This window comes from Rhizobium sp. FG96, from assembly GCF_057808655.1.
The window spans coordinates 382990-404834 of the sequence record NZ_JBMDIL010000005.1 but is presented as its reverse complement, the minus strand read 5'-3'; the positions used below and the strand labels follow the sequence as shown (position 1 = coordinate 404834).

Below are 21845 nucleotides of genomic sequence, written 5' to 3'. Positions count from 1 at the left end.
CCAGTGCAACACTGGCGCTAAGTTGGTCATCCATTGGGAGCGCCTCCCAACGCGGGAAAGGAAAGAAGAATGGCAAGCCAATCTCTCGTCGGGCGACCCCTACTGAACATCGATCGGCAGCTGGAGTTCCCGTCTGCCACCGTACCAACGGCAAATCCTACCGTGGTTGGCACGGCAACAAAAGAAAGCTCACGCGACTGAGACGCGCGCGGCTTATTAGTCGTTTCGTGTTAGAGGATCACAAAACCGTTTGGCCCCTACGGCGGTCGCCAATGAGATACTGATTGGCATCCCGGATTAGGCAGACAGGCCGAGATCACTCAATGGATTGCGGCACCGCCAACCGGTCCTTCGACGACCTTTCGTATGGTGGAAACTAAGCGAGCGGTCGAGGTGATGATTTCCGTTGCAATGTCCTCATCGCCCTCACCTACCTCGACGGCCATCTCGCCGACCGCGGCTGCTGCATTGGCGACCAAAACTGAGAGGGCGACCCTTTCGCGAGGAACTCGGCGGGCGAACGCCTCCAAGGTGGCACTGAAGTTGAGGAGGACCGCCGTCATCTGCTCGGGCGTCATTCCAAGCGGCTTTAGTGTGTCTGGCAAAACAGTGACTCACATAGGGAGAAATCGCGTCGACGATAAGCGGCTGGTTCATTCGAACTCCGGCGCTCATGGAGGTGATTTTAGCAAGCTAGGGCGAAACATCGTCTGTTCAAGGTCGGCCGCGGATGTCCTCGCCTCCAGCGCCCCAAGCCTGTCACGATGATCGCCAGCTGCGGTGTCCTCCCGCCGTCCGTATTAACTGACCTCGTTTGAACACTGCAAGTGTTGCCAGCTGACGAGCTGTAAACGGGATCCTATCCGCATCATCGCGGGGACCGACCGTGAGGAAGCGGCTACGGCCGGCGACCTATTGGCCGAGCCAGTTGTACTCGGCGATGGATGCTTTCCCTGACTTCTTGTCGTAAACGCATATCAGGTTGACCATTTTTTTGGTCTTGGTGTTCCTTTCGCGAAGCAGGATCGCGATTTTTCCCATCGTGTCACCGAAGAGGATCGGTGCCGTCGCTTCCGGGGAAACCATCCGTGACTGCCCGATGCACGTGCCATTGGCCTTTGCAAAGAGAGTGTTCCAAGCTGCGTCACTTGAAGCGTCGGCGATTTGCGCGAAGGAGAGACAGCATGCGATGGCGGCGAGTGGAAATTTTAGCATAAGGGTCCTCTTCTCGAATCTGCCAACATTGGCGCGACTTTTCTTGCGAGGAAAAGTGGCATGATCGCGGCCTCATTTGTTGGAAGTCTATCTCGTAAAGGCTTTTGACATCGTTTCGCTTGACGGACATATGGGCATGGCTTTCAAGTGGCCGCTTGCCAGGCGGTCCAAGGAAGGCGCGAATGGAAGCAGGCCTCGACACTATCGTACACATTGCCGGGGACCCGATCAGCCAATTCGTAACGCTGGTGTTGTTGTTGGTCCTGGCGAGGATAATCGTTCAAGGGAAGGCCACTGACCGTTTCCTTGTTCACATCGGTTTCTTTGTCCTTCTCACAATCCTGCTTGTCGGCCATGACGTCGCACCATGGACGACGGTGATCGACGATGAAGACCTCCCCCTCAGGATGTTCATTGGCATTGCGAAGGCGACCTGGTGGGCAGGCGGAGCGATGGTTATCGCAAGCTCGGTCCGCGTCTACCTTATCATCGAGCGTAAACCGCGTGAAGGTCGCCTCCTGCAAGATCTATTGGTTGCCATCATATACATTGGAGCGGCCCTATCCATAATCGCCTTTGTGTTCGACCTTCCCGTGCGGACGCTCATTGCAACATCGGGGGTATTCGCTATCGTCTTAGGGCTGGCTCTGCAGAGCACGTTGAACGACGTGTTCTCTGGCATAGCGCTGAACCTGGGTCGTCCTTACTCGGTTGGTGACTGGATTGAAGTTGAGGGCGGCGTTCGCGGTCAAGTCGTCGAAACCAACTGGCGCTCCACTCACCTTCTTAACGACGCCAATGATCTTGTCATCGTGCCAAACAGCGCGTTGGCCAAGGCAACGCTGACCAACCTGACTGGCGGCGACGCCATCCATGGCTCAAAAGTGGTAATCCGGGCGCTGCCCTCGAAGTCGCCGGCGCTGATCGAAGAGACCATGAGGACGGTGCTGCTGAGCGCCAATTCGATTTTGAAGTCGCCGCCCCCGTCGGTATCCATTACCGCATTGGACGGTTCCGCGGTTGAAGTCGAGCTCTCGTTCAAGGTGTCGAGCCTTGGGCAAACTGGCGTGGCGAAGAACGAAATCTTCGACCTCGTGTATAGGCACACGAAGGCGGCGGGGATCCAATTGTCCTTGGCGGCGAACGCATCGGCGGTGATGAACCCTGATCCCGGATCGAAACACCCGGGAACGCCGTGGAGGCTGCTGACGTCCATCCCGCTCTTCTCGACGCTTACCGAGGATGAGATGGAGGCTCTGGCCAACAGCATGGAGCGTCTGGCGTTCAAGAAGGGCGTCGTCATCGCTCCACAAGACGCTTCGATGACATCGTTGATGATCGTTCGCAGTGGCGTCGTCACGATCGAACGCGTCAGTGATCATGGAAGAGAAGAACTCACCCGGCTGGCTCCAGGCGACCTCTTCGGTGAGCGCGGCGTGCTGATGGGAGCGCCCGAGCCGGCAACCATGCGCGCCCTGACATTTGTTGTGGTCTACGAGATCTCCAAAGAACACCTGGCCAGCGTGATGCACCAGCGCCCGTCTTTGGCGGAGGAACTCAGTCAACTTCTGGCAAAACGTGTCGAAACAGAAGAACACTTAAAGATCGATGGGCGCTCTGCGGTTGAAGATCATCCGGTATCACTTGCCGCTCGAATACGCCACCTCTTTGGCGTGCAGCAGCGGAGCATCCCTTAAGCAAGGGTTCAGACAACCTCGTCGGCGTCCCGGGGCTGCCATCGTTGATGGCCGGCCGCAAGCGAGATGTGCTTATGAAAAGCAAACAAGGGGAAGACTTGTGTCACCCGGAAAATTTTCTGATTTCGCTCAGTGCGCTTCTACCATAGCCTACAACCACCCCACTGCCCCGGGTCGGCCTCTGCGGGAGCCAGCGTCCTACAGTGACGAAAGTCCCCGCGATTATATCGGTGATCGAGAGTATAGCTCTTGCTGAGATCATAGCGGCATTCGGCGCTGCGTACCATCCCCGGGGCATTACAGTGACTTAAGCTCCACCAGTTCGCGCACTTGGTTGAACACGGAAGCCTCCACCCGTCGTAACCGGCCTATCAGTCTGGCCTCATCGTCGGTCACAAGGACTACCTCGTGTCTTTGCGCTACTTCCCCGCGCACAAAATACTCCATTGGGAGGCCGAACAGCTGGGCAATGTGGTGGAGCGAAGCCGCGGTCACCCGGTTTTCGCCCTGCTCGTATCTCTGGAGCTGCTGGAATGATATTCCTAGCCTCTCCGCAACAATCTTCTGCGATAATCCCGCATTCTTGCGAACTTCCCTTAACCGAATGCCGATCTGCAAATCGATTGCCTTCGTCCCGCTTTTCTTGATCGTTTCCAGTTCCATCAGCGTCCCCCGACGATATATGTGTCGTCTATCTAAGGCATCCTGGCATCGTTTCACAAACCAAAAGGGATGCAGAGATGGCCGTCGCGACAATTGGATTAGATATCGCGAAGAACGTTTTTCAAGTCTACGGGGCGGACGAAGCAGGCGAGCAACTGTTCAACAGGAAGATAGCGCGCACGGCAATCCTGGACTACTTTCGTAAGCTGCCGCCATGCGTTGTCGCGATGGAGTCTTGTGCGACAGCCCACCACTGGGGCCGCTCGATTGCCGCGCTCGGTCATGAGGTCCGCCTGATCCACCCCACATATGTGAAGCCGTTCGTCAACCGTGACAAGACCGATGCGAACGATGCCGAGGCGATCCACGCAGCATCTTCCAGGAAGTCGATGCGCTTCGTACCGGTCAAGTCGGCAGGTCATCAAGCCTCTACGATGCTGTTCAAAACGCGGGCGCTCCTGGTGCGTCAGCGCGTTCAAGCAGTGAATGCGTTGAGAGCCCACCTAGCCGAATTTGGCATCGTTTCTCGTCCGGGAGCTGCCAATGTTCCCACATTGGTTGCAGCGGTCCGCAACCGAACAAACACCATCTTGCCGCCGCAGGCCAGGGCTGCTCTCAGGATCATTGCGAAGCAGATTGACAGGCTCTCTCAAGATATCGCCGGTCTCGAAAAGGCATTAAAGGCTCATGCGAAGGCTGACGACGAAATGAGGAGGCTCATGACGATCCCAGGGGTGGGACCGATGACCGCCACTGCCGTCAAAGCATTCGTACCGGATGCCAAGATCTTCAAGTCTGCGCGTCACTTCGCTTCATGGACGGGCCTTACTCCCCGAACGCTCTCGAGCGGCGGGCGTACCTGGACTGGCGGCATCACCAAAAGGGGCAACTGCGAACTGAGATCGTTGATCGTCGCGGGAGCTATGTCTGTCGTTCGAAACACCAAAGAGGATGCGCGCAGCTGGGTGGCCTCGTTGAAGCGACGACGTCCCTTCAAAGTTGCGGCGGTCGCCCTTGCCAATAAAATTGCAAGGACAATCTGGGCGCTTCTTGTTAACGGTGGCATTTATAATCCGGAACCGCTGGCATAGCCGGCGCGGCTGGTTAACACGGGCCGCTTAGCTTCGGCCGGAATGCCGATCATCGAATGCACAGCAGGCGAGCAACACCGACGAATACCCTGTGCTTGCGAGCACGCTCGAGTGACGGGTGCTTGTCCCGCGTAAGTCGCTGAGGCTCATTGCAAGCCCTTGCATGGAAGCCGTACACTTGGTTGCAGCATAAGATGTGAGGTAGCTGGCCGGGCGGATCGCAATGACCTGCGATCCGCCTCTTAGCTTCCTCTGCTCCTCATGAGAATACGGCATTTACCCCCTTGCCTTGTATGACAAGTTTGGATCAGATGCGGGAAAGCTCAATGTATGGAGAGGTCGTATGACACGCCTACTAATTCGCGCTACTTTGGCTCTGTGTGGTTTCATCATTCCAGCCGCCGCCTACGCTCATACCGGAGCGGGTGCTCCATCCGGGTTCGCGCACGGCTTCGCGCATCCGATATCAGGTATTGATCACACGCTTGCGATGGTGCTGGTCGGTCTACTGGCTTTCCAGCTTGGCGGACGAGCTGTTTGGCTCCTGCCGATGGCATTTACCGGTTTGATGGTTGTTGGAGGGATCCTGGGCATCGCCGGCGTGAACCTGCCCATGGTGGAAACCGGTATTGCCGTCTCGGTGATCATCCTCGGAGCATCGGTCGCGTTCAGGATCAAGACACCGACGGCTGCAGCAATGGGTGTTGTCGGCCTCTTCGCCTTGTTTCATGGGCACGCTCACGGAGCAGAGATGCCTGGAAGTGTGTCCGGCCTCACCTATGCCATCGGCTTTCTCGCTGCGACCGCATCGCTTCATTTGGTGGGGATCGGAACCGCATTGCTGTTTAGCCAGCTTGATCAACGCCGAGGCGCAATCATTACTCAAGTAGCCGGCAGCGTCGCGGCGCTCGCCGGGGTCGGTCTCGTCCTCGGCATCCTCTAATAACCGACAAGCAAGAGAAACGCTCCCAATCGTCGCAGAGCTAGCGCCGAAACGATAGGCAGGCCCCTGTTCGGACGGGAGCCCAGCTGGACTTTCGGAGGGGTGTTCTTAGCCAGCGTATCCGGCTGCATCCTATCAGCGTTGACAGGCCCCATTCTCCAGCGAGGGGCTTTTTTCTCAACTTCTGCTGAACCGCCGCCTAGCGCGCTCCACTGCACGTTTGGGACCCGCGCGAACAAAAACCCTTTGTCCAGACCTGCGCCTGGTTATGAACGCACCGCGATGGTCATCGCCAGGTCACCGTCATCTGCCCAATCTTGGAACTCGACCGACACTCTGGCGTTACACGATTTCACAAAGAGGAGACGTAGCATGTCGACAGAAAATGCGATTGGCCTGCCCATCCCGGTCGGCGTCATAACCCCTGAGGATGGCTACCAGCAGCAAACCGAGGTCATACCGGCAAAGGAGCCTGACGACCTAGCCTCAGCCACTATTCGATCCGTTGACGCGCTGTGGCTCGCGCCGATGAAATTCACGCTCGCAGCCACATTGGCAACTGCAGCCCTCTCGCTCAATCCGTTCTTCGCGTTGAAATTATACCAGCCGGGTAAGCCGTTGGCCTAAGGCGTCGAGAGCGTATTTCAGTCGAACCTGTGACCAAGTCGGCACGAAGGCCTTCGCGGCGTTTGCACCCCGCTCTTCGATTGCGGGCTGCAGGTCTGATTTAGGCCGGGGAACATCCCGGCGCCAAGACTATTTCTGGACAACACCAATGAGGAGGACCAAAAATGTCGAAAGATCTCAGGGTTGGCTTCACTGGCATTCCACGCGAACACGCGACGGGTGTGCGCAAGGTGGCGAAGAACGCTGTGGACACTGTACGGCGCGAAACGAGCGCCGTTGCGGCAGGGGCAGCCGATCACCCACACGGCAACTGGGCTCCTGCTCGGCGTAGGAGCATTGGCGTTTATGGCGGGCTTCGTCTTCGGCCGCGGGGCTGCGGATCACACCTCCACTTGGCGATAGCTGGAAGGCTCGCAACAGCCTGCTCGAATATGGCCGACGTACCCGGGTAAAGCCGAACGGCTGACTTGGGCTGAGGTCGGCTGGCAGGGACAAGCAAATGGTTGCCAACGGCACCAAAAAATTCTTCAGACGGATAAGGTCTTCCGCTTTTGCCAACGCGGCGAAAGGGACGCCAGATTGCTTGTAGGTTAAATAGTCGAGCTCTCCGGTCTGCGCGCGTTGAGCGAATGCCGGAAGCCGAGCTGGGATTGACGTACCGGCAAAGCGCCACATAAACATCCAGATGACATGATGACTATGGGCCTGGTGAAACGGGGTCCAGTCTCTTCAAGGTACCGGTCCTATCTCACAATCGCTTGAAGATTACGCACGTGGCAGCTTCCTGTCTCTCGATATCGAAGGCGACGGTAACAAAGACCAGCGCCCGGTTGAAATCTCCCTGTGCCAGTTCGATGGCGGGCTGTTTACCCGGGAGTGGCACTGGTTGGTCGACCCTGGAAGAGCGATCAGCTACTTTGCGACAAAAAAGCATGGGCTGCGTGACGGCGACGTCAAGGGAGCGCGAGCATTTGCGGAAATCTCACATGAGATTGCCGTGGCCGTGGAAGGACGGGTCTGCGTCGCTCATGATGCGATCGGCGACCTCTTGATGCTTGGCGAAGGCGATGTTCGAACACTGGACCTGCCAAGTCGAATCTTCTGCACCTACCGGATGGCCAAGGCCGCCATCGCTCGCGGCCAGCCGGTCAGCCCCGGGGTGGTGAGCTTGAGCGAATGGCTCGGAATCGGCGAGCCGCCCGAGACGTTGCAGCGGCGCACTGTTCATTCAAGCTCGCTCGACGCGTGGCGGACCGGGCAAATTTTTCTTGCCCTCGCTTTGCAGCTGGCCGGGAACGTCCCGGCAGATCGGCAAGAGATCGACCGCTTCTGTATCGGACAAAAATCTTTGCAGTCCGTCAAAGCAAAACTCGCAAAGCGTCGATCAAAGGCCGTTTGACCGACCGAAAACCGCCCATCGGCGCCAATGCCCCGACGCCGTCACCATGACCTGTCATCGGCGGCCCTGGCATCGCTACACCCGCCAGCTCGAGTGCATGGTTATCAGTTTGCCGGGCCAGGCTCGATGAGGGACTGTCGTCTTGGACATGATCCGGTCGGCGAGCTTTCGTCAACCGGCTCATGTTTTTCGGCTTTCCTCACAGCAAACGGGCGCCGCCCGACCTGGATATCACTGAAAATTCCGGCTCTTTACCTTCAGCGTATCGATATGCAGATCCGGAATAAAGATATCTCTTGGCCTGACGGACGGCCTGCGATCCCGTGAATCCGGACTTCCAGGAGATCCGTGGGCGAACTCATCACCCCTGCCCGTCGGCAGCTTGAAGTCGAGATCGCGGTCAGCAAGCCCTGTCAGATCGTCGGAGAGATCGAATAGTTGCTGGGCGACAAGATGGACGACGTCACCTTCGCGCTGAATCCTGCCGTTGATCGCCATCATCGACGATCCCAGCACCACCCGACGCCGCTTCTCGAATAGCGACGGCCAGACGACGACATTGGCAGGGCCGGTTTCGTCTTCGATAGTGATGAACATGACGCCCTTTGCGCTGCCCGGCTTCTGGCGGACAAGAACAAGGCCGGCGGTCATCAGCCATTGACCGTCGCGGGCGCTCATGGCGTCTGAACAGGTGACGATGTTTCGCCTCGCGAGATCGGCCCTCAGGAAGGAGATCGGGTGGTCACGGAGTGTCAGGCCGACATGGCCGTAGTCCTGGATGACATTATGCCCTTCAGTCATTTGGCGCAGATGGACTTCCGGTTCCTGTTGTTCGGCTATCACCGTTGCCTCGCGCTCGGCTGCTGCGGCAAACAACGGCAAGGGCTCGTCGCGTAGCGCCTTAATCGCCCAGAGAGCGTCGCGACGTTCAAGCTCCATTGACGGCAGGAAGGCGTCCGCCTCAGCAAGTTGTTCAAGGGCTTCCGTTGGAACGTTCGAACGTCGCCACAAGTCATCGACACTTTCGAATACCCGGTTCATGCGGGCAGCAACAATGCGTGCCGCGTCGGCGACGGCCAACCCCTTGACCATTCGCATGCCAAGTCTGACCGCATGCCGGCCCGTATTGTTTTCGAGCTCCTCAAGCGTGCAGTCCCAGCGTGAGCGATTGATACAGACGGGCCTGACTTCCACGTTGTGATTTCGGGCGTCTCCGACGATTTGCGCAGGCGCGTAGAAGCCCATGGGCTGGGAGTTCAATAGCGCTGCACAGAAGATATCAGGGAAATGACACTTCACGTAGTTGGAAGCATAAGCGATCAGCGCGAACGACGCCGCGTGGCTTTCAGGGAAGCCATAGCTGCCGAAGCCTTCAAGCTGACTAAAGGTTTTCTCTGCGAATTCAGCTGAGTATCCGTTCTTGATCATGCCTGACACGAGCTTGTCCTTGAAGCGTGAGACGCCGCCCGTAAACTTGAAGGTCGCCATGGATTTTCGAAGCTGGTCGGCCTCGCCACCGGTGAAGCCGGCACAGACCATGGCGACCTTCATTGCCGACTCTTGAAACAGCGGGACGCCCAGCGTCTTGCCGAGGACGGCCTCCAGTTCCGGTGTCGGGTACTCGACCTTTTCCTTGCCTTCTCTCCTGCGGAGGTAAGGATGGACCATATTGCCCTGAATCGGGCCTGGCCGAACGATCGCTACCTGGACGACGAGGTCGTAGAAGGTCCTCGGCTTCATACGCGGCAACATCGCCATTTGCGCGCGGCTCTCAATCTGGAAAGTCCCAAGCGTATCCGCCTCGCGTATCATTGCGTAGGTCGCGGCGTCCTCCTGCGGTATAGAAGCAAGATCCAGGGGTTGGTGTTTATGGTCGCGAATGAGATCGAAGGCCTTCTGCATGCAGGTGAGCATGCCGAGCGCCAGGACGTCGACTTTCATGAACCTCAAGGCTTCAACGTCGTCCTTATCCCATTCGATAATCTGACGATCGGCCATGCTTGCCGGTTCTATGGGAACGAGCTCGTCCAGGCGATCATGGGTGAGGACGAAACCGCCCGGGTGCTGGCCAAGATGACGCGGCGCTCCCATCAACTGTTGGGCGAGCTTGAGGGTCAAAGCCAGCCGGCGGTCCGCGGGATTGAGGTTCAGCTCCCGGATATTGCGATCGGGCACTTCCTCTGACCATGACCACATGCCCGAGGACAACGCCTTGATGACGTCTTCCGGCAAGCCCAGCGCCTTGCCCACATCACGGATCGCGCCTTTGGCCCGGTAGCGCGTGACCGTTGAGCAGAGCGCCGCCTTTTCCTTGCCGTAGGTCTTGTAGATCCACTGGATGACTTGTTCACGCCGCTCATGCTCGAAGTCGACATCGATATCGGGTGGCTCGTCGCGCTCCTTGGATACGAAGCGTTCGAAGAGGAGATCGTTGGTTTCAGGATCGATGCTTGTGACCCCGAGGATGTAGCAGATCGCCGAATTGGCGGCTGATCCCCGGCCCTGACACAGGATGCCCTGGCTCCGCGCGAATTTGACGATGCTGAACACCGTCAGGAAGTACGGCGCATAGCGCATCTCCTTGACGAGATCGAGTTCATGTCGGACGGCTCTAAGAACCTTTTGGGGCAAACCTTCCGGATATCGTTGGGGGATGCACTCCCTGACATAATGCTCTAACGACTGCTGGGCATCCATGCCGGGAACAATGGCCTCCTGCGGGTACTGGTACGTGAGCTCTTCCAGTGAGAACCTGCAGCGCTCGGCAATCTCCGTGGTCCTGGCCAAAGCTTCCGCATAGCGCGGAAAGAGGCGCTCCATTTCGTGTGGCGGCTTAAGGTATCGGTCGGCATGGCGTTCACGCTCGAAACCGAGCTCGTCAATGGTCGTGTTGTTCCGTATACAGGTGACCACGTCCTGCAATTGACGCCGCCCCGGTTTGTGAAACAGCACATCGTTTGTGACGACAGTGCGAACACGGTGCTTGGCCGCCATGTTGGCAATCTCGTGGAGCCGCATCTGGTCGTTCGGCCGACGTCGCAAGGTGAGCGAAACATAGGCTCGGTCGCCGAAGATTTCGGACATCTTCCTAAGGTGGAGCGCGCAAAGCTCGTCCGGCAGATCAGGAACCAAAATGGCGATGAGGCCATCGCTGTAGAGAGCGAGGTCGTCAAGTTGCAGGATACAATTGTCCTTGCCTCCCCTACCCTTGCCGAACGTGATCAGCCGGGTCAGCCGAGAGTAGGCCGCCCTGTCGGTCGGATAGACGAGAATGGACATTGCCTCTTGCAGGTCAAGACGACAGCCGACCACCAGGCGAACACCCGTGGCCCGCGACGCCTCGAGCGCCCGGACGATGCCGGCCAGGGAGTTTCGATCGACAACGCCAAGCGCTTCGATGCCCAACTCCTTTGCCGTCGCAAACAATTCGTCGGCAGAAGAAGCGCCGCGCAGGAACGAGAAATGGGTGGTGACCTGGAGCTCGGCATATCTCATCCGAATATCCCATGCATGAACCATTTGCGATCTCCCGTCTCCGGATCGACACCGTCACCGCTGCGGAATATCCAATATCGCTCTCCCATCTCGTTCTCCACCACGTAGTAATCCCGCACGGCCTCAAGCTCGCTCTCGCAGGTCCACCATTCGCCGAAGACACGCTCGGGACCGTCTGCCTTGCGCACATTATGCTGACGTCCCCTCCAGGTGATGCTGCGCGGTGGATAATCCGGCATGAGGGAAAGCGCCTTGATCTCGTCAGGCTGGTGAAGCAGCCGTATCGGCCGTCGCCAGTGGCCGTCCCAGGTCCCTCGGATATCATCCCCAGCAGGCGCAATCCGTCTGACGCTGCGCTCCGGAACATCCGAGGCGACCGGAGCGATACGGTAAACGCGCTGACCGCGATTGCCCAGGATGTCGATCAAAGGCGCAATGTCTGCCGCCGCCTCCTCTACAAGCGACGACGTCTTCTGTTGCTCTTGGAGTGGTTCGGTCACGACCGCGATGAGCGTCAGCTTCTCGATACCGAAACCTGGCTCGATTTTCTCGGTGCGGTCCTTGAACAATTTCGTCAGCCAGGCCTCGTCGCGAGCGGGCTTGGCAGTTCCTGCCCTTATCGCCTGGAGGGTGCCGTCGGTCTTTTCGACGATCAGGTCTATTTTGCGAGCCCCCAGACCGCGACGTTGGAGCTCGCCGATCAGTTGCTGGATGAGCCGACCCACATACTTGTTGATCGTTTCGGCGGCTGCGATGGGTTCAGCGAAAGCGCGTGATACGTCGATCCGGTCGGCTTCGCGGATTGGTTCGATCGGTTCGGAGATCCGGCCGAACATCTGGTCGAGGCGCCGGCCGACTTCCGGGCCGAACCGCAGCGCGAGCGGCGCTCTGGCCGTCGCCGACAACTCGCCGATGGTCCGGAACCCGAGCGTCCCGAGATCGGCGACGATCTTGGGGGCAAGCCTTAGCAATGCAACAGGAAGCCTCGCCACCGCATGGAACAGTTCACCGCGGCCAACGATGACCGTTTCACGCCTGATCGATCGAGCACAGGCATGAGCAGCGCCCCAGGTGTCGGCGATTGCCACCCGTGCGTTAAGACCCTTGGCTTTGAACTGGCTTGCGACACGGCTGAGCATTTTCTGCTCGCCGCCTTGCAGATGATCGGCACCCTCGGTGTTCATGACGATACCGTCGTTGCCATCCACGGCGACGACGGGCGAGTAGATGGAAAGCGCCCATAACGCAATCCGTTTGAGAGCTAACTGGTCGCCAACAGGGTCGGCATCCACCAACTTCAGGTCGCGAAAGATCGCCTGCGCTTTGGCAGCCGGCATTCCAGGGGTTACTCCGGCCCTGCGCGCCGCGTCATCGGCGGCAGACACCCAACGTCTGGAACCCGACTTCGCGATAACCGCGATGGCCTGATCAAGCGGAATAGAGGGATCGGCTCTCCGAATCCGATCGGTCGCCAGATCGGGGAAGAATATCGATACGACCCTTGTCATCGCAGGCTCCGATTTCGAACTCAGCACACTCGCCCGCACGCGATCTCATTAATTCCAACAACCACCTTGGCCTGCCGACGCCCTGAACCGGGAGATCAACGCTTGGCAGGACGCTGATCCTCCAGCGCGTCGTTGCCGCTGTTGGCTGACCAAAGTCGTTGGCTTCGATCTGTCGTCGCCACCGCCTTACGGCCAGGGCAATCGTACCCTTTCGTTCTGCAGCCAACTGAAGCCGCCTTGAGGCAGTCATGGGAAGTCGAACGAGTTCGCCTACTACCGCTCCGAGACCACCATAGGCCAGGCATTCCTCCATACTGGCAAGGACATCTTCCTCCTTGTCTCCTTCGACAAAGACAACCCGGCCGGGATGCAGACCGGATTGTGCCAGAGCAGGCATGAACAGGTCCGGGCGGGTTAGGCACCATACCACCTGACCGGTGGTTCTAGCTGCGATACCAGCGGCGAACAAAGCTGCCGCCGCCCCGTCGACGGTCCCTGCCCCCCCACCCGCGAATTCATGCAGCGCGCCGCGCGCCAGACCACCGCCTGGCAAGGTCGCGTCGATCTCGGCTACACCGAACGGCAGCGAACCGGCACGTCTTGCGATCCCGCCTTCAAGGGCGGAAATGCGCTCTCGCAGGTCGGCGAGAACGTGCTCGCGGGCAACAGTCATCTGTCACGAATCCTTTCGAAATCGCGTTAAAACATCCGGCTTCATGCCGTGAAAAGTTGATTGTTCCCTTTTTGTTCCTTATCTTGACCGCCGTCAAGATCGCCGATTCCAGGAATCTATTCCTCGAACTGGGCGATAGAAAAGATAAGCGAGGTGAATCAATTCCATAGTGGAAGCTTTCAGCTTAAATGCCGTTATCGAAAAAATTCGCCGTCGGTGCCTTGCCTGTTGAAAACCATGCGGCTAGCTAGCTGCCGCGCGATGAGATGCCCTGCGCCTGGAGAAGAGATGGCCAGAAGACACCACAACCTGGCCGGTGGCGATGGCCCCAGGCTAAAGGACTTCCGTGACGCAGTTATCGTGCTGGAATGTAGGTTCTGTCATCGCAGCGATGGCTTCGAGCGAAAGAGTCTCGTCGCACAATTTGGCGCAGACGCATGTCTGGCAAAGCTGCGCCGTCGACTGGCGATGGGCTGCGAGCGAATGGTCGGTTCCGAAGGCGATCGCTGCCAGACACGGTTTGCAAATCTTGAGCCGTAGACCGCTGGAACATTCACCTTCGTTGCCCGTTGGCTCCCCTAGCAACCAACGGAGGAGCATTTCCATGACCAACGTCTATAACGAAGGCGCGCCGAGCTTCGCAAGCGGTCTAGCCAAGAGCACCCTGACTGCATTCTTCGACAGCCGCAGCGACGCCGAAACCGCCGTCGAAAAGTTGAGGTCTAAAGGCGTCGCAGACGTGCGGCTTATGCCGGGCTACGAAGCCGACGGCGAAGGAGCATCGTCTGCCGCGGAAAGTTCCGGCTTCTGGTCAAGGCTCGGGGACTGGTTCTTCCCGGACGAAGACCGCGACGTCTATGCCGAGGGGTTGCGCCGCGGCGGTTTTCTTGTCTCCGCTTCCGTCGATCAGTCGAATTACGACACGGCGCATGACATTCTCGACGACGCGGGTTCCATAGACCTCGATGAACGCGCCGACCTTTGGCGCACCGAAGGCTGGACGGCAGGCACTGGTTCCCAACAGGCAGCAGCGTCCAAGGAAGACGTCTTCCAGGCGGACGCGGCTGCAGGAAGCGCATCAGGACCTGGCCGTTACACGCGAAGCACCCAAGCGACATCACCGCGAGTGCGGGGATACGACCTGACAGAACTGTCCCCCGACGTGGTCGACGACGTCATCCCGACGGGTCATCAGCGCGACGTCTCCGAAGGGGATCGACCTGCCGGAGATCGGCCATCGCAGGATCAGTCTATTGACGACGTCCGGCAAAGCCAGATGCTTCCCGGCAGCCGCTGATCGACCGGCAATCACGGAAGCCGCGTATGATGCGCGGTTTCACCATGGTTGCCGGAATGAACCGCTTGCATTTGTCCGGAGCAAGGATGACCAACGATCAGCAATTGAAGACGATCGCCTGGTTCGGCTCGCTGCCGCCAGTATTGCCGACGGAGATGGTCGGCCTTTGGCAGGGCGAAGGCATTTCTTCCGGTCATCCCCTCGACGGCGTGCTCGAAAATCTGCAATGGTTCGGCAAAAGGTTTCATGCGGATTTTAAAGCCGACGCCCTCCTGTTCCAGTGGCAGACAGGCCGGCTTATTGCCCTGGAGCCGTCTTTTCTGCCTATCAAACTTGCCCTGCGCTTGGCGGCCGTCGGCCGGACATCTATCGCCCGGAACTGGTTTTCGTACGTGCAAAAGGCATGCCGCGCGCGGGGCACGACGGCGATGGTCGAACTGCGGAAACTCGATGGCGCGCAGACAGCGGCTATGGTCTACGACAGCCAGCCGATCGCCGACTACTTCAAACGGATCTGTGACGACCAGATCGCTGGAATGATGGCCGTCGAGGGCGACGCGCGCCGATACTTCTTCCGTCTCTGGCGCGTGGAGCCCCGAATTATCAGCGGCGGTGACCACAGTAAGGGTAGCCCGCGAAACGACTGAGCGCCTTTGTGTGGCTGCAGCACGAGCCTGGCGCCGGACGCTCGCTCCTGCCACGAGCGCCCAACCGCTCCTTTCCCGCATCATCCGAAAAGACAGCTGCCATATGGCCTAAGACCGTGAAATGATGCCGGGCGAACCGGAGGATGACGATGCTGGCGTTGACGATCTGCCTGCCGATTGCTTTTGCGATCGTGCTCCTCGCTGCTGTTGTTTTGCGGCTCATTCCAGCTGGGGGAGAGGTCGAGGGCAGACGCGCCAGCAGCTATTCCCGTCGCATCGAAAAAAGTGGTTTGAAAGATAGTGATGTGCAGCGCTCTTGAACGCTGTGGCAGCATCAGGGCGACCTGATGACGGCAAGGCAGGGTCCGCGAAGCCGCCCGATCTCAAGGCCCTCGCTCTGCTCATGCTGCAGGAGAGATCTCCTTCATCATATCGCCGTCGATTGCAGCAAGATGCAGATATTTCAGGGCGAGGAAAATTTTTCAAGATTGCGCCGTTGCCTGTCCCGCGTCTGATCGCAGGCGACCCAAGGTGCCCCAACCGGAACGCCGCTCGATCCTGCTTTACCAGTTATTGCGAACCGACTTCGAAGACGAACGGCGCCGCTGAGCGTTCGAGGCCGGACAGACGATTGCAAGGACCACCACCAATCTGTATGTCGTAACCGCCTTTCGGATCCTGGGATGATGGGGGAGTTCCATGACGCTCCAAAATGATGACGACAGCGTCTACGAGGCGAGGGCGCGGAAAGCAGCCCGACGTATCGTACGCGATGAAGCGGTTCAGTTTGCGGCGTCTGCGGTTAACGGAGACGAGGCTGGCCTGGAAAACAACGCGCATGCTCTCGAGCAGGCAATCGTCGCGGCAATCATGGAAGGCGTCGGGAGGCGCTAGGTTTTTGCAACTTCGCACTAAGCCTTCAGTCTGAGGCGACGAACGGGCTGGAGCGCATCGGATGTTTCCGATCTGAGGCAGAAGCACCAGAATAATGGCCAGCGCCTGAAGTTACCAGCAACCTGCATCTTTCGTCGCAGGAAGTGAAGCCCGATGTTGTTGAGACAAGGGTGAACGCCGCGGAGCGTTTTGACAAGCGATGGCTGCAACGAGGCACACAAGAAAAGCCCCGGCATTGACCGGGGCTGAAGTGAGGTTGCCGACTGAGGAACGTGCCAGCGCAGCTATAATGCAACGGTGGCGTTGCGGGTTCCACGATTGATGCCGATTGTCATCTTTCGTACAAAGTCGGAATGCCCTTTACGCCGTTGATTGAGGGCTGGCATGATCGACGTCGACGATTCGGGGCGCCCAATGAAAATTCTACACGCTGCAATAATGGCGACACTTGCTGCGGGCACACCGGCGCTTGCAGATGATGGTGTTTTTGACGAGTTACGATTCGGCGCATCTGCGTCCATCCAGGGCGGCGGCGAACATGAAGACGGAATTTTTCCCGAATTTACGCTGTTCTTCGACCCCTTTGACCATGATCAATCGACGGGTCTGCAAAAGCTTGCTCGCCCTCGAATCCATCTGGGAACCTCCATCGGGACGTCAGGATCTGCAAGTCAGGTCTTCACCGGCTTTTCGTGGACAGCCGATTTTTCCGATAAACTGTTTGCAGAGGCGGGCTTCGGCGGCGTCATCCATACAGGCGACCTCGACAGCAACGACAACGGCCCAGCCCTTGGTTGCCGCCTGCTCTTCCATGAATACATAGGCGCGGGCTTCCGGTTCGACAGTCACTGGAATGTAATGGCACAGGTCGCCCATTCTTCTCACGCCAACCTCTGTGATGGCCCCAACAACGGAATGACACGCGCGGGACTTCAGCTTGGCTACAAGTTCTGAGGTCCTTGTGACCGCGCATAAGCAGCGTTAGCAAAGCAGCTCTTTGAAAACCTTCGTGATGACAGAGCAACTCGCTGGACGGCAGGACCTGGCCGCCCTTCTTCGCCTGCGTGTTTCCAAGATCGTAGCCTCATAGCGCAACCCATCAATAAGCTTAGTGGCCGACAGGCACCCCTGGGTACGCTGGCTAGAATTGAACCGAGACCAACTGCCTCAGTGCGTCGTGACGCCCCGAGCCGGTTTGGCGCCGCCAGACACCACAGGCTGCGATGACGCAGCGCTTGCTGATGACTTTTCCTTTTTAATCTTCCCGGTCGTCGCCTTTTTGGCATCTGGCGAAGAGGTCGTCATTTTAGTGGCCCGAGCAGGCTTGAGGGTGCTGGGCTGCGCGTTCTCTGCAATTTCCTGGAAGGCCTGCATCCAATGCTTCAGATCGTCCCCGTGCGGACGGCCTTCACGCTCCCATATCTCATAGGCGCGCTGGCGAATCTGGTCTTCGTGCGTAGACATCGTTTAGTCCCTGTTGTGGTGTGCTGAGCCGTAAGATGGGCCCAATCGAACGAATGGCGATAGCCGGTTCCAGATGGCTATAACCAGGAGATCACATGCCGTCAGACATGAGGCTATCGCTCGGGGCGATGCGACTGCGGCCGGCGACGCGCGGCATATTCGAATATGGCGGCGCAAAGCAATGCTGCCGTTGCTGCGATATTCAGAAGATAAAGCGGCACCAGCAGTGCAACGATACTGATTGCCGAGAGGCCAGCGAGACCAGCAAGGTGAGAAAAGGGAAACCGCTGGGCGGCTGCGAGCTTCAGCCAGATGTTCCCGCACAGAAAGAGCACGGGGCCCCCGATGATCGCGCAGGCACTTTTCCAGTCCCCCTGTTCCTCTGGATGCGAAAGCGCAAAGTCTTCGCCAACTGCTGTCAGGATTATGCCTGCGACGATCGGAAGGTGTCCGTAAGTGAACAAACTATGCGCGACCGCCTCAGGCTCGTTGGTTTCCTCCGCCTTCTCTGCCGCCTCCTCCTGGCCGCGGTGGAAGTAAATCCACCACATAGCGACGGTGCTTAGGAATGCGCCGCAGAAAACCAGGAACGTCAGATCTGGCCCCATATGCTCGACGGCATTGCGACCCGTGGTCAGGATCGTCTCTCCGAGACAAATGATGACAAAGAGTGCGCAGCGCTCAGCCAGATGTTCTCCGTTGAGGTTCAAGGTCTCTTTGTCGGCTCTGCCAAGCCCCGGAAAAGGAAAGCGCAGGAGCGGCACGCCATATTCGATCGCAAGGGCCAAGCCCCAGACTGCCAGACGCCACTCTGTGGATGCAAATGCGCCAGCCACCCAGAGCGTGCCGGCTATGCAGGCCCAGAACGTGATCCGACCGAAGGTCGAGGCCGATTTCGGATCGTGACTGCCAAACGCAACCCAGGCAAACAGCGATCGTCCGACCTGCATCAAGGCGTAGATGGCAGCAAAGGGCAGCGCATGATCGCCAAAAGCTTCGGGAAGCGCGATCGCCATTAGGATGGCTGCGAACATCAGGGCAAAAAGGAGATAGCGGACAGGCTCACTATCGGTGTTGAGGAGATTGGTCACCCAGGTCGTGTTGATCCAGAGCCACCAGATCGCCAAGATGAGCAGCAGGGCCTCACCAACAGCGGTGGACGTAAAATCCTCTGCAAGCGTATGAGAAAGCTGGATCAGGCCGAAGACAAAGACGAGATCAAAAAAAAGCTCCGGAAAGCTGGCTTTCGACTTTTTCGCCTCCCTGTCACGCAGCCAGCGCATCGGTTGCTTCTTCTTGCTCATCGGCACTCCATTGCTCATGGGTCTGCATAGCCGGCCGCGCGGACCGACAGGTCGCCGGCAGCAGGATCGGCGGAGAAAATCAGCGCCCCCTCGCCCGACGAGTTTGCCGGGACATAGTCGAGCGTCGTTTCGGCCGTCTCTGTTATTCCATCAGGCCGGCGCCATTCGCCACGCACGAGCACGGCCGCAGCTGTGGTATCGGCGATGTTTGTGATTTTGAACCGCACCTGTCCCTTGGGGATAGCGTCAGTGGGCGCAAGTCGGGAGACCACAAAGTCCGGTGGGGATCTGGAGTTCGTTGCCGCTTCATAGCCAACGATGGCGATAAGAATTGCAACGAGAAGGCCGCTGGCAACGCCGAGCGCCCATTCAACCGGGTGCGGTTTCGCTGAAGGTGTTTTCTTTCGTGCCACTTTTCGTCGTCCTACAAAATCAGGCGTGCGGCCGCTGCACCGATGGAGCACGGGAGGCCAAGGACCACCACGGCCGGGAGAATCGCCGATGCAGATGTTCCGCTGAAGCGTTCGAATATCCAGAGGCAAAAGGCGCTGACCAGCAGCGCGATGACATATCCCGGCAATGTGAACCGAACCACGATGTGCCAGGCGGGCACCTTGTCGCCGATCTCATGGCCCCCCTTGAACGAGACAGCGTAGACAAAACCGTGCATGACCGCCAGTGAGATGACAATGACGCAAAGAACATGCCATGGGCTCATTTTGAAGGACAGGAGGATCATTTCCTCGGTCGGAGCGACATTCAGGCCGAGAAACAAGGCCCCGAGCGCCATCAAGAACATCTCGCCGCTATAGTCGGCGGGGCCTTCCTGCACCGGATCACCTTCATCGCCTTTGGCACTCTCGTCGCCATTGAGCTGACTTCGGCCCAACAGAGCGCCGATACTGGCTGGTACCGCCTGGAGGGCGATCTTTCCGACAATCTCGTAGACAGGCTGGCCAGCCTTAAGCACGCCGACAGCGAGAAGGATCGCCACCGACGACACGATACCAATGGCAAAAGCGATCGCTGCATCACGGCTCGCATCGCGCCACGTCGACGTCTGTTCGAACCCGACGCGGTCCGAAAGGAGGATAAGAAGCGGGACGTTCACAATCAGAAGGAGCAGCAGACGCCAGCGATCCATGTAGAACCCCAGTTCCCACATCTCCATGGTCATGAACATCGGCAGAGCAAAGATCAATGCCCCGGCAAAACCTCGTCCGAGGCCTGCGGTAAACGCCTTGCCATCCCATTCACCGCTTGTTTGCGCTTCCGTCTTCGCTACCGCCATTTTCCTAGAGGTAGGAGGCCAATCGATTTTGGCGAGGAGCAAACCTTAACTCTTCGCATGTATTGACTGCAGGATTGTCATCGCCCTCGCTCCAATTCGCAAGACGCAACCGACGAGCTCAGCGATCTGATCCAAGTCTTGGCCGTCGTCTCGGCCCGGATCTGGGCCACCCCTCGGTCGAACCGTGCCCGACGCTCTTCAGAGATAGCTTCGATGCCCCGTGACACCGCGTCTCTTGAGCCTCGACTCGGCCGCACTGTACAGGCGAGTGAGAGGCCATGCGCGCATTCCGATGGTGAGAAATAAACACTGCCCTGTAGAGGGTCCCGCCTATGGTAATTGAACCAGACAATGTTGTTCTCTGGGACATCGGTGGGTGTCCGCAGAGCATTGCACCCAATACTCAGTCACGCTGAACCCTAGATCGCCGAAGTTCGGTTCATTGGAAAAGCTCGGGGCATCTGAAGCATCTTCAGCGCTGGCCCAAATCACAGATAGTGCGATCTACCCGGGAAGGCACGGCCTGCATCAAGATCGAAACTCGTCGTTTGCTTCCCCTCTCACCACGCGTGCCCGCTCTTCGTCCAACCGATCAAGCCAGCTAAGACACAATTGGGTTCCTTCCTCTTTCATTGTGTCACTTGCAAAAAGGCCGTTGTGCCCACCCGGTTGCCTGCCTAAAGTGAACACGTCTGGACCGACATATTCCGAGGAAGAAATGGCAACAGGAACAGTGAAGTTTTTTAACCAGGACAAGGGCTTCGGCTTCATCACGCCGGACGCTGGCGGACCGGATGTCTTTGTCCATGTCAGCGGGCTCAGCGGTCAGGGATCGATCAAGGATGGCGACAAAGTCACTTACGACGTCGGCCAGGACCGTAAGACCGGCAAATCCAAGGCCGAAAATGTCAGACTGGGCTGACTGCTCCTGCCCCGGCCGCGCAGGTGGCCGGGGATCGACGGCTGCATCGTAAGCGGCCCTCGTTCGGCGAAAGGTAGATGGCATCCCAGCCCGTAGACAATTTCTTCGATCGGAGCGCCGTATGGCGGAACCGCCGACCTTCGCGGTCGTTAGATTAACGCGAAAACGGAGGTTCCTACATCATGTCGAACGTCTCGAGGACCGGCAATACCGAAGAGATCAACACCGCGACCAGCCAGGTCGAGTTTGGAAGCTCTGTCGAGAGCAAGGCTCAGATCGAGGACGCGACCGCTGCCGGCGCCGATCTGAGCGCGGAACCTCTTTCCATCTATCGCCTGGAGCCGATTGCGGGTCCAGGCGATCCGAAATGGGCGAACGCACCGGGTCATGGTGTGGTTGTTGTGGCAGCGCGCACCTCCGGTGACGCGCGGATCGTCGCCGCCAGCCGCGAACTTGATTACATGGAGATCGATTCTGCGCCTGCAGAAGACGTCACGACAGCAAATGCCAGCTCCTTCCGCGACGATAAGCTCTACACCGTGATTGAGATCGCTCACGGCCGCACCGACGTGAAGCGCGGTGTTCTGGACGGCCAGATCAGCGTCGACACCATTCGACCAACGCAACGCGACTGATTACGAGGATGCTTTTTACGGCCTTGCACTGTCGTTGAACGGCAGGCCCCGCATGCGCCACTCGTCGCGCAAGACCCTCT

Annotated in this window: 23 protein-coding genes; 13 read left to right on the top strand and 10 right to left on the bottom strand. The window is 58.4% G+C overall.

The genetic code is table 11. From position 1 onward, the window contains the following. Positions 1 to 320 precede the first annotated feature (320 nt). Together ACODR6_RS12845 and ACODR6_RS12840 are read right to left on the bottom strand one after the other, a co-directional pair. Entirely contained in the window at positions 321 to 578 is a 258-nt protein-coding gene (locus tag ACODR6_RS12845; protein ID WP_246777738.1) for a hypothetical protein, read from the bottom strand. A gap of 334 nt (positions 579 to 912) precedes the next feature. Then, positions 913 to 1215 carry a hypothetical protein gene (locus tag ACODR6_RS12840; RefSeq protein ID WP_203431547.1) on the bottom strand — a complete coding sequence of 101 codons (303 nt, stop codon included), beginning with the start codon at positions 1213 to 1215 and terminating at the stop codon, positions 913 to 915. A gap of 182 nt (positions 1216 to 1397) precedes the next feature. Between ACODR6_RS12840 and ACODR6_RS12835 the strand changes: the two genes are divergently transcribed. After that, on the top strand, positions 1398 to 2912 hold the full coding sequence (locus ACODR6_RS12835; protein ID WP_203431546.1) for a cyclic nucleotide-binding domain-containing protein: 1515 nt from the start codon (positions 1398 to 1400) through the stop codon (positions 2910 to 2912). 297 nt (positions 2913 to 3209) lie between these two features. Here ACODR6_RS12835 and ACODR6_RS12830 read toward each other — a convergent pair whose 3' ends face one another. Then, the gene (locus ACODR6_RS12830; RefSeq protein WP_203431545.1) at positions 3210 to 3575 is read right to left on the bottom strand and encodes a helix-turn-helix domain-containing protein; all 366 of its coding nucleotides are present in this window, start codon (positions 3573 to 3575) and stop codon (positions 3210 to 3212) included. Positions 3576 to 3652: 77 nt separating this feature from the next. Here ACODR6_RS12830 and ACODR6_RS12825 point away from each other — a divergent pair, with 77 nt between their 5' ends. From ACODR6_RS12825 to ACODR6_RS12810, 4 genes are all read left to right on the top strand, one after another. Then, on the top strand, positions 3653 to 4666 hold the full coding sequence (locus ACODR6_RS12825; protein ID WP_203431544.1) for an IS110 family RNA-guided transposase: 1014 nt from the start codon (positions 3653 to 3655) through the stop codon (positions 4664 to 4666). Between the two features lie 343 nt (positions 4667 to 5009). After that, a complete protein-coding gene (locus tag ACODR6_RS12820; RefSeq protein WP_112712723.1) occupies positions 5010 to 5609 on the top strand; it encodes a HupE/UreJ family protein in 600 nt (199 codons plus the stop codon). A 372-nt stretch (positions 5610 to 5981) separates the two neighbouring features. Next, entirely contained in the window at positions 5982 to 6236 is a 255-nt protein-coding gene (locus ACODR6_RS12815) for a hypothetical protein (protein ID WP_203431543.1), read from the top strand. Positions 6237 to 6981: 745 nt separating this feature from the next. Beyond that, positions 6982 to 7635, top strand: coding sequence for a 3'-5' exonuclease (locus ACODR6_RS12810; RefSeq protein WP_203431623.1), 654 nt, complete (start codon positions 6982 to 6984; stop codon positions 7633 to 7635). A 231-nt stretch (positions 7636 to 7866) separates the two neighbouring features. Here ACODR6_RS12810 and ACODR6_RS12805 read toward each other — a convergent pair whose 3' ends face one another. Genes ACODR6_RS12805 through ACODR6_RS12795 form a run of 3 tightly spaced genes read right to left on the bottom strand, consistent with a single transcriptional unit; the run spans position 7867 to position 13311 of the window. Then, the gene (locus tag ACODR6_RS12805) at positions 7867 to 11130 is read right to left on the bottom strand and encodes an error-prone DNA polymerase (RefSeq protein ID WP_203431542.1); all 3264 of its coding nucleotides are present in this window, start codon (positions 11128 to 11130) and stop codon (positions 7867 to 7869) included. Beyond that, complete coding sequence (locus tag ACODR6_RS12800; protein ID WP_148194865.1) at positions 11127 to 12638, bottom strand: Y-family DNA polymerase; 1512 nt, start codon at positions 12636 to 12638, stop codon at positions 11127 to 11129. Before ACODR6_RS12800 ends, ACODR6_RS12805 begins: the two co-directional genes overlap by 4 nt. Continuing rightward, a complete protein-coding gene (locus ACODR6_RS12795) occupies positions 12559 to 13311 on the bottom strand; it encodes an ImuA family protein (protein WP_148194866.1) in 753 nt (250 codons plus the stop codon). The genes ACODR6_RS12800 and ACODR6_RS12795 overlap by 80 nt, the downstream gene beginning before the upstream one ends. Positions 13312 to 13599: 288 nt before the next feature. Here ACODR6_RS12795 and ACODR6_RS12790 point away from each other — a divergent pair, with 288 nt between their 5' ends. From ACODR6_RS12790 to ACODR6_RS12765, 6 genes are all read left to right on the top strand, one after another. Continuing rightward, positions 13600 to 13851 (top strand): hypothetical protein, encoded by a 252-nt coding sequence (locus tag ACODR6_RS12790; RefSeq protein ID WP_246777737.1) that lies wholly within the window; start codon positions 13600 to 13602, stop codon positions 13849 to 13851. A gap of 64 nt (positions 13852 to 13915) precedes the next feature. Beyond that, positions 13916 to 14608: a hypothetical protein gene (locus ACODR6_RS12785; RefSeq protein ID WP_203431541.1), complete on the top strand. Its 693-nt coding sequence runs from the start codon at positions 13916 to 13918 to the stop codon at positions 14606 to 14608. A 26-nt stretch (positions 14609 to 14634) separates the two neighbouring features. After that, entirely contained in the window at positions 14635 to 15255 is a 621-nt protein-coding gene (locus ACODR6_RS12780) for a GXWXG domain-containing protein (RefSeq protein WP_489022575.1), read from the top strand. Between the two features lie 149 nt (positions 15256 to 15404). Beyond that, positions 15405 to 15575, top strand: a complete 171-nt coding sequence (locus tag ACODR6_RS12775; RefSeq protein ID WP_162708794.1) for a hypothetical protein — start codon at positions 15405 to 15407, stop codon at positions 15573 to 15575. 379 nt (positions 15576 to 15954) lie between these two features. Next, positions 15955 to 16149, top strand: coding sequence for a hypothetical protein (locus ACODR6_RS12770; protein WP_148194868.1), 195 nt, complete (start codon positions 15955 to 15957; stop codon positions 16147 to 16149). Between the two features lie 438 nt (positions 16150 to 16587). Then, complete coding sequence (locus ACODR6_RS12765) at positions 16588 to 17103, top strand: acyloxyacyl hydrolase (RefSeq protein WP_489022583.1); 516 nt, start codon at positions 16588 to 16590, stop codon at positions 17101 to 17103. 213 nt (positions 17104 to 17316) lie between these two features. Here the strand turns inward: ACODR6_RS12765 and ACODR6_RS12760 are convergent, their stop codons facing one another. From ACODR6_RS12760 to ACODR6_RS12745, 4 genes are all read right to left on the bottom strand, one after another. Further along, positions 17317 to 17613, bottom strand: coding sequence for a DUF2934 domain-containing protein (locus ACODR6_RS12760; protein WP_203431539.1), 297 nt, complete (start codon positions 17611 to 17613; stop codon positions 17317 to 17319). 113 nt (positions 17614 to 17726) lie between these two features. Further along, a complete protein-coding gene (locus tag ACODR6_RS12755) occupies positions 17727 to 18917 on the bottom strand; it encodes a low temperature requirement protein A (RefSeq protein ID WP_246777736.1) in 1191 nt (396 codons plus the stop codon). A 14-nt stretch (positions 18918 to 18931) separates the two neighbouring features. After that, entirely contained in the window at positions 18932 to 19330 is a 399-nt protein-coding gene (locus ACODR6_RS12750; protein WP_203431538.1) for a TIGR02588 family protein, read from the bottom strand. An 11-nt stretch (positions 19331 to 19341) separates the two neighbouring features. Next, on the bottom strand, positions 19342 to 20208 hold the full coding sequence (locus ACODR6_RS12745) for a TIGR02587 family membrane protein (RefSeq protein WP_148194871.1): 867 nt from the start codon (positions 20206 to 20208) through the stop codon (positions 19342 to 19344). Between the two features lie 718 nt (positions 20209 to 20926). Between ACODR6_RS12745 and ACODR6_RS12740 the strand changes: the two genes are divergently transcribed. Beyond that, on the top strand, positions 20927 to 21130 hold the full coding sequence (locus ACODR6_RS12740) for a cold-shock protein (RefSeq protein ID WP_130284340.1): 204 nt from the start codon (positions 20927 to 20929) through the stop codon (positions 21128 to 21130). Between the two features lie 182 nt (positions 21131 to 21312). Then, the gene (locus ACODR6_RS12735; RefSeq protein ID WP_489022574.1) at positions 21313 to 21765 is read left to right on the top strand and encodes a hypothetical protein; all 453 of its coding nucleotides are present in this window, start codon (positions 21313 to 21315) and stop codon (positions 21763 to 21765) included. The last annotated feature ends 80 nt before the right edge of the window (positions 21766 to 21845 follow it).

What these genes read in the sequence shown, in the direction of transcription:
- ACODR6_RS12760 (WP_203431539.1), bottom strand. Translation starts at nt 17,613, where the DNA reads ATGTCTACGCACGAAGACCAGATTCGCCAGCGCGCCTATGAGATATGG.
- ACODR6_RS12770 (WP_148194868.1), top strand. Translation starts at nt 15,955, where the DNA reads ATGACGCTCCAAAATGATGACGACAGCGTCTACGAGGCGAGGGCGCGG.
- ACODR6_RS12825 (WP_203431544.1), top strand. Translation starts at nt 3,653, where the DNA reads ATGGCCGTCGCGACAATTGGATTAGATATCGCGAAGAACGTTTTTCAA.
- ACODR6_RS12845 (WP_246777738.1), bottom strand. Translation starts at nt 578, where the DNA reads ATGACGCCCGAGCAGATGACGGCGGTCCTCCTCAACTTCAGTGCCACC.
- ACODR6_RS12775 (WP_162708794.1), top strand. Translation starts at nt 15,405, where the DNA reads ATGCTGGCGTTGACGATCTGCCTGCCGATTGCTTTTGCGATCGTGCTC.
- ACODR6_RS12780 (WP_489022575.1), top strand. Translation starts at nt 14,635, where the DNA reads ATGATGCGCGGTTTCACCATGGTTGCCGGAATGAACCGCTTGCATTTG.
- ACODR6_RS12765 (WP_489022583.1), top strand. Translation starts at nt 16,588, where the DNA reads ATGGCGACACTTGCTGCGGGCACACCGGCGCTTGCAGATGATGGTGTT.
- ACODR6_RS12830 (WP_203431545.1), bottom strand. Translation starts at nt 3,575, where the DNA reads ATGGAACTGGAAACGATCAAGAAAAGCGGGACGAAGGCAATCGATTTG.
- ACODR6_RS12835 (WP_203431546.1), top strand. Translation starts at nt 1,398, where the DNA reads ATGGAAGCAGGCCTCGACACTATCGTACACATTGCCGGGGACCCGATC.
- ACODR6_RS12815 (WP_203431543.1), top strand. Translation starts at nt 5,982, where the DNA reads ATGTCGACAGAAAATGCGATTGGCCTGCCCATCCCGGTCGGCGTCATA.
- ACODR6_RS12805 (WP_203431542.1), bottom strand. Translation starts at nt 11,130, where the DNA reads ATGAGATATGCCGAGCTCCAGGTCACCACCCATTTCTCGTTCCTGCGC.
- ACODR6_RS12735 (WP_489022574.1), top strand. Translation starts at nt 21,313, where the DNA reads ATGTCGAACGTCTCGAGGACCGGCAATACCGAAGAGATCAACACCGCG.
- ACODR6_RS12800 (WP_148194865.1), bottom strand. Translation starts at nt 12,638, where the DNA reads ATGACAAGGGTCGTATCGATATTCTTCCCCGATCTGGCGACCGATCGG.
- ACODR6_RS12790 (WP_246777737.1), top strand. Translation starts at nt 13,600, where the DNA reads ATGGCCAGAAGACACCACAACCTGGCCGGTGGCGATGGCCCCAGGCTA.
- ACODR6_RS12820 (WP_112712723.1), top strand. Translation starts at nt 5,010, where the DNA reads ATGACACGCCTACTAATTCGCGCTACTTTGGCTCTGTGTGGTTTCATC.
- ACODR6_RS12785 (WP_203431541.1), top strand. Translation starts at nt 13,916, where the DNA reads ATGACCAACGTCTATAACGAAGGCGCGCCGAGCTTCGCAAGCGGTCTA.
- ACODR6_RS12795 (WP_148194866.1), bottom strand. Translation starts at nt 13,311, where the DNA reads ATGACTGTTGCCCGCGAGCACGTTCTCGCCGACCTGCGAGAGCGCATT.
- ACODR6_RS12740 (WP_130284340.1), top strand. Translation starts at nt 20,927, where the DNA reads ATGGCAACAGGAACAGTGAAGTTTTTTAACCAGGACAAGGGCTTCGGC.
- ACODR6_RS12745 (WP_148194871.1), bottom strand. Translation starts at nt 20,208, where the DNA reads ATGGCGGTAGCGAAGACGGAAGCGCAAACAAGCGGTGAATGGGATGGC.
- ACODR6_RS12840 (WP_203431547.1), bottom strand. Translation starts at nt 1,215, where the DNA reads ATGCTAAAATTTCCACTCGCCGCCATCGCATGCTGTCTCTCCTTCGCG.
- ACODR6_RS12755 (WP_246777736.1), bottom strand. Translation starts at nt 18,917, where the DNA reads ATGAGCAAGAAGAAGCAACCGATGCGCTGGCTGCGTGACAGGGAGGCG.